At 71.6% G+C, this 6,133-nt stretch carries 6 protein-coding genes; 3 read left to right on the forward strand and 3 right to left on the reverse strand.

Translation table 11 applies throughout. The features are described from left to right. Positions 1 to 409: 409 nt before the first annotated feature. On the reverse strand, positions 410 to 1,417 hold the full coding sequence (locus ACFV7Q_RS38140) for a stage II sporulation protein M (protein WP_385435541.1): 1,008 nt from the start codon (positions 1,415 to 1,417) through the stop codon (positions 410 to 412). A gap of 126 nt (positions 1,418 to 1,543) precedes the next feature. On the opposite strand from ACFV7Q_RS38140, the gene ACFV7Q_RS38145 reads away from it, so the two are divergent. Both ACFV7Q_RS38145 and ACFV7Q_RS38150 read left to right on the forward strand, forming a co-directional pair. Next, entirely contained in the window at positions 1,544 to 2,530 is a 987-nt protein-coding gene (locus ACFV7Q_RS38145) for an RDD family protein (protein WP_385435542.1), read from the forward strand. Between the two features lie 31 nt (positions 2,531 to 2,561). Then, positions 2,562 to 2,870 carry a hypothetical protein gene (locus ACFV7Q_RS38150; protein ID WP_385435543.1) on the forward strand — a complete coding sequence of 103 codons (309 nt, stop codon included), beginning with the start codon at positions 2,562 to 2,564 and terminating at the stop codon, positions 2,868 to 2,870. 24 nt (positions 2,871 to 2,894) lie between these two features. On the opposite strand, the gene ACFV7Q_RS38155 is transcribed toward ACFV7Q_RS38150, so the two are convergent. Next, positions 2,895 to 3,518 carry a hypothetical protein gene (locus ACFV7Q_RS38155; protein WP_385435544.1) on the reverse strand — a complete coding sequence of 208 codons (624 nt, stop codon included), beginning with the start codon at positions 3,516 to 3,518 and terminating at the stop codon, positions 2,895 to 2,897. 127 nt (positions 3,519 to 3,645) lie between these two features. Further along, a complete protein-coding gene (gene ahcY, locus ACFV7Q_RS38160) occupies positions 3,646 to 5,082 on the reverse strand; it encodes an adenosylhomocysteinase (protein ID WP_385435545.1) in 1,437 nt (478 codons plus the stop codon). A 304-nt stretch (positions 5,083 to 5,386) separates the two neighbouring features. On the opposite strand from ahcY, the gene lepB reads away from it, so the two are divergent. Next, positions 5,387 to 6,094 (forward strand): signal peptidase I, encoded by a 708-nt coding sequence (gene lepB, locus ACFV7Q_RS38165; RefSeq protein WP_385435546.1) that lies wholly within the window; start codon positions 5,387 to 5,389, stop codon positions 6,092 to 6,094. Positions 6,095 to 6,133: the final 39 nt, after the last annotated feature.

Below are 6,133 nucleotides of genomic sequence, written 5' to 3' on the forward strand. Positions count from 1 at the left end.
TCAACTTCTGGCGTTGATTTTTGGCACGCTGTTGAGTTCTCAAGGAACGGACGCTTCCTTCGTACTCACCCTCTCGGGCTTTCCTCCGGGCTTTCATTCTTGCGTTTCCCACTCTATCAGAGTGTTTCGCGCTTCGCTTTCCGGTTCTTCGCTTTCGCGTTTTCCCTTTCGGCGAGACCGACTCTATCAGAAGTTTTCCACCGGATTTCCCGGCTTCGGATTCCTGGATGAGGAGTCGGCTGTGCCCCGCGAGAATTGGATTCTTTGGGGGGCGAAGTTGAGTTTAAACCGTTGCTGCCGAACTGTCCAGTTCCAGGCAACCGTTAAAATCTACCTCCCCGTGGCGGCCGTGTCAACAGCCGTTCCGGGACGACGAGGAGACTAGCAGCTCGGCAGGCCCCTCCGCACATCAGGCAGCCGTGGGGAGCGTGGCCGTGCGGTCGGCGGCATCCACGTCGCCCGTCTCTCCGGCCCGGGCCGCACGGCCGCCCCACACGTACACGTACGCCAGGAACAGGGCCTCGGCGGCGACGCCGATGCCGATGCGCGCCCAGGTGGGCAGGCCGGACGGGGTCACGAAGCCCTCGATCAGACCGGAGACGAAGAGGACGGCTGCGAGGCCGATGGCCATGCCGAGGGCGGCCCGGCCCTGTTCGGCGAGGGCGGCACGACGGGTGCGGGGGCCCGGGTCGATGACCGTCCAGCCGAGGCGCAGGCCCGTACCGGCGGCCACGAAGACCGCGGTCAGTTCCAGCAGGCCGTGCGGCAGGATCAGGCCGAGGAACACGTCCAGCCGGCCGGCGGAGGTCATCAGGCCGATGCCGACGCCGAGGTTGACCATGTTCAGGAAGAGGATCCAGAGCACGGGGATCCCCAAGAACGCGCCGAGGACCAGGCACATCGCGGCCGCCTGGGCGTTGTTCGTCCACACCTTGGCGGCGAACGAGGCCGCCGGGTGGCTGGAGTAGTACGTCTCGTAGCCGCCGCCGGGCTGCGTGAGCGCCTTGAGCTCCTCCGGTGCGGCGATGGCCGCCTGGACCTCGGGGTGCGTCGCGACCCACCAGCCGATCAGCACGCCGAGCAGCGTGGAGAGCAGCGCGGTCGGTATCCACCAGCGCCGGCTGCCGTACACCGCGGCCGGGAAGCCTTCGGTGAAGAAACGTGCCGCGTCGCGCCAGCTCCCGCGGCGGGTGCCCGTCACGGTCGAGCGCGCCCGGGCCACGAGCTGGGTGAGCCGTCCCGTGAGCATCGGGTCGGGGGTGCTGGACTGGATGAGGGAGAGGTGCGTGGCGGTCCGCTGGTAGAGCGAGACGAGCTCATCGGCTTCGGCGCCGGTCAGCCGGCGGCCGCGGCCCAGCAGCTGTTCGAGACGGTCCCATTCAGCCCGGTGGGCCGTCACGAAGACGTCGAGATCCATGCGGTTGCCGCTCCCCCTGCCCCTGGCCCCTGCTACCGGCCGCGCTTCGGCGTTACTTCTTCCGTGGTCAGCTTGGCAGACTGGGTGACGAAGGGGTGGATCCGGTCACGGGAAGGGTGTGCAGCGGTGAGCGATCTGGTGACGGGGGACGCGGTCGTTCTCGGGCTGAGGCCCGCGCGGCTGCCCAGCCGGGCGCTGGCCTTCACCCTCGACCTGCTCGTGTACGGCACCGGATTCGTGCTGGTCTCGGTCGGGCTGACCTTCGCGACCGCCTCCCTGGACGACGCCGCGCAGGCCGCGGTCACGGTGGCGAGCTTCCTGCTGGTGCTGGTCGGCGTACCGATCGCGGTGGAAACGCTCAGCCACGGGCGGTCGCTCGGCAAGCTGGCCTGCGGGCTGCGGGTGGTCCGGGACGACGGCGGGCCGGTCCGGTTCCGGCACGCGCTGGTGCGCGGCGCCATGGGGGTCGTGGAGCTGCTGCTCACCTTCGGTTCCGTGGCGTGCATCGCGTCGCTGGTGTCGGCTCGGGGCCGACGGCTCGGGGACGTCTTCGGGGGGACGCTGGTCATACGGGAGCGGGTGCCGGGGGCGCAGGTGATGCCGGTTCCGGCGCCGCCGCCGTGGCTGGCGGGGCGGTTCACGGGACTGGACCTGTCGGCTGTGCCGGAGGGGCTCTGGCTGGCGGTACGCCAGTACCTGACCCGGATGAACCAGCTGGACCCGCAGGTGGGTGCGGCAATGGCGGCGAGGCTCGCGGACGACCTGGTGGCGCGTACGGGCGCGCCGGCGCCGGCGGGCGTGCCGGCGGCCGCGTACCTGATGGCGGTGGTGCACGAGCGGCAGTCGCGGGACGCGGCCCGGACGTTCGGGTCGCCGGCGGGCCTGCCGGGGGCCGGTGTGCCGGGCGGCGGTGTGCCGGGGGCTGTGCCGGGTGCCGTGCCGGGCGCGGGTGCCGTGTCGGGCGCGGTCACGGGGACGGCCGGGGGGTACGTGCCGCCCGTGGCTGCGACGCTTCCGCTTCCGCCCGCGCCTGTTCCCCCGGCCGCACCCGCGCCCGTGACGCCGTCGGGCGACGAGCCGGTGCGGAAGACGGGGTTCGCCCCGCCCGCGTAGGGCTGTCGGTGGGGCCGCCTACGCTGCCGCCATGTCAGTCAACATCGATCTCGCCTTCGAAGTCACCGGCGTCACCGACGAGCCGCAGGCCTGGGCGCTCGTCCGGGCCCTGACGCAGCTGATGTACGAGGAGTGCATCGAGAACCAGGTCAGCCTGGGCGTGGCCGTGGACGACGGCGGCGCGTTCTTCGTCTCCGGGGAGTCGGACTTCCCGCTGTGCGTCTCGCGCTTCTACCTGTGGCAGCCGGAGTTCGAGAAGTCCTTCGCGGCGACGGTCGCCGAGGTGGCGCCGGACGCGAAGCCCGTGGTCCGGTGGGGGTTCCCGGACGAGGAGTACTGACCGGGCCGCGGACGGCGGGACCGGTCAGGCCTCCGGCGGGAACACCGACGGCGGGCTCTCCAGGTGTTCGAGCTCGACGCCCGGGGCCGACAGGACCACGTCCCCGGCCAGGTGGACCGTGTGGACCTCGCCGGTGTCCAGGGCCGTGACCCGGTACTCGTCCACGACGAGCGGCCCGCTGTCCGTCGCGTGCTCCGTGCGCCCGACGAGGGCCCAGGCCTGGTCGACCGTACGGGGCGCCAGCACCGGGTCGGTGAGGGCGACGAGCCGGACCCGCGTGGCGGGCGCGCCCAGGGCGGGGCGCAGCAGGCGGGCGGTGGCGACGAGGAAGGCCGGCGAGGTGCCGGTGAAGGCGGCCGCGCGGACGTTGCCCTCGGTGGCCCGGGTGCCGGCGGGGTCGGAGCGGACCCAGGTGACGCCGTCGATGGCGGCGCCCCGGACCTGCCAGCTCGCGGCGTTGACTTCGAGGCGGATGGGGCGGCCGAGTTCGTCGACGGCCAGGTCGACCGAGCCGCGGTGGCTGCCGTCGGGGCCGGTCAGCTGGGAGACGTAGCGCCAGCCGGAGGGGCCGGGGGCGCAGTTGAAGTGCTCCTCGCCGAGCGGGGTGCCGTCGTGGGGGTCGTGGAGCGAGTAGCGGCCGCGGGGCATGGGCGGGGGTCCTTGCTGGCTGGCGTGCGTGCGTGCGCACCGTGGGGGGCGTACGGGGCAGGCCCCCGGCACGAGTGCCGGGGGCCTGCCTCGGTGCTGCGGATCCGCGGGGACCTGCGGCGGTGGATCAGTAGCGGTAGTGGTCCGGCTTGTACGGGCCCTCGACGTCGACGCCGATGTACGCGGCCTGCTCCGGGCGCAGGGTGGTCAGCTTGACGCCGAGGGCGTCGAGGTGGAGGCGGGCGACCTTCTCGTCCAGGTGCTTGGGCAGCGTGTAGACGCCGATCGGGTACTCCTCGGGCTTGGTGAAGAGCTCGATCTGGGCCAGGGTCTGGTCCGCGAAGGAGTTCGACATCACGAACGAGGGGTGGCCGGTGGCGTTGCCCAGGTTGAGCAGGCGGCCCTCGGACAGCACGATCAGGACCTTGCCGTCGGGGAAGGTCCAGGTGTGGACCTGCGGCTTGACCTCGTCCTTGACGATGCCCTCGACCTTGGCCAGGCCTGCCATGTCGATCTCGTTGTCGAAGTGGCCGATGTTGCCGACGATGGCCTGGTGCTTCATCTTGGCCATGTCGGAGGCCATGATGATGTCCTTGTTGCCGGTCGTGGTGATGAAGATGTCGGCGGTCTCGACGACCTCGTCCAGGGTGGTGACCTGGTAGCCGTCCATCGCGGCCTGCAGGGCGCAGATCGGGTCGATCTCGGTGACGATGACCCGGGCGCCCTGGCCGCGCAGCGACTCGGCGCAGCCCTTGCCGACGTCGCCGTAGCCGAAGACCACGGCGGTCTTGCCGCCGATGAGGACGTCGGTGGCGCGGTTGATTCCGTCGATCAGGGAGTGCCGGCAGCCGTACTTGTTGTCGAACTTCGACTTGGTGACGGCGTCGTTGACGTTGATCGCGGGGAAGAGCAGGTTGCCTTCCTGCATCATCTCGTACAGGCGGTGGACGCCGGTGGTGGTCTCCTCGGTGACACCGCGGATGTCGGACGCCAGCTGGGTCCACTTCTGCGGGCTCTCGGCGAGGGTGCGGTTCAGGAGGGTCAGGATGTGGCCGTACTCCTCGGAGTCCGCCGTCGACGGGTCCGGGGCCTCGCCGGCCTTCTCGAACTCGACGCCCTTGTGGACGAGGAGGGTGGCGTCACCACCGTCGTCGAGGATCATGTTCGGGCCGCCGGTGGGGGTGTTCGGCCAGGTCAGCGCCTGCTCGGTGCACCACCAGTACTCCTCCAGCGTCTCGCCCTTCCAAGCGAAGACGGGGACGCCCTGCGGGTCCTCCGGGGTGCCGTTCGGGCCGACGGCGATGGCGGCGGCCGCGTGGTCCTGGGTGGAGAAGATGTTGCAGGAGGCCCAGCGGACCTCGGCACCGAGGGCGACCAGGGTCTCGATCAGGACGGCCGTCTGCACGGTCATGTGCAGGGAGCCGGTGATGCGGGCGCCGGCCAGCGGCTGCGCCTCCGCGTACTCGCGGCGGATCGACATCAGACCCGGCATCTCGTGCTCGGCCAGGGTGATCTCCTTGCGGCCGAAGGCGGCGAGGGAAAGGTCTGCGACCTTGAAGTCCATGGGTGCTGCTCCTCATGGGTCGAGAGGTGGGTACGGCTGAGCCGCGCATCGCCTGGGGCGGTGCACCGAGCACTCAGTCCGTCGGGGGCCCTCTCTCCCCTCGGCCGGTCGTGAGGACCGCCCGACCGCCATCAGCAGCGACGCCTGACACTGGTGTCGAATCTACACCGATCAGCGGTGCGGGCCCCAGTGGGTCGGCGAAGGGACCGGTGCCCTCCGGCTCCTCGGAGCGGCGGTGATGCGCGGGTCCGGGCCAGGGTTCCGTACGCTTCCGGCCACCACACATATGCGGAAGGACGGATTCATGGGGCGCGGGCCGGGGCGGGGACTGGGGATCTGGGCGAGGGTGCTGTTGGCGGTGGGGACGGTGATGGTCGCGGCGCCGGCGGCATGGGCGCTCGCCGTGGACCAGCAGGCGGTCCGCGGGTACTCCGTGCCCTCGGAGAGCATGTATCCGGCGTACCGGCCCGGGGACATCGCCTACTTCGAGCTGGGCGGCGCCGGGGAGCTGGGCGTGCGCCGCGGGGACGTGGTGCTGTTCGACGCCCCCGGGTGGCGGTTGGGAGGTCCGGGGATCAAGCGTGTGGTGGCGCTCGGGGGTGACCGGATCGCGTACCGCACCGGTGATGCGGCGCTCCAGCTCAACGGGGAGCCGCTGGAGGAGCCGTACCTGAAGGACCGGCGGCTGCCGGCGGCCGTCTCCTTCGAGGTCACCGTGCCGGAGGGGCGGATGTTCGTGATGGGGGACAACCGCGGGAACTCGCTGGACTCGGCGTTCCGCACCGGCGACCCCGGCCACGGTTCGCTCCCGCTGTCGGCGGTGACCGGCAAGGCGGTGGAGCGGCCGACGGCGCTGATCGTGGCGGGCGGCGCCATGTTCGCCGGCTTCGCCGTCCTCCTCGTCGGCGGCGGGCTCGGAACGGGCGCGTGGCTGGTCCGGCGGCGGGCCCTGCGGCGCGGGGTGGGGGTGCTGGAGCCGGAGCCGCGGTTCCCGACGGCTCCGGCGCCCTGACCCCGGAGCCGTACCCGGGTCACGGCGAAGCCCCCGCAG

The organism is Streptomyces sp. NPDC059851, from assembly GCF_042732005.1.
Lineage (GTDB): Bacteria > Actinomycetota > Actinomycetes > Streptomycetales > Streptomycetaceae > Streptomyces.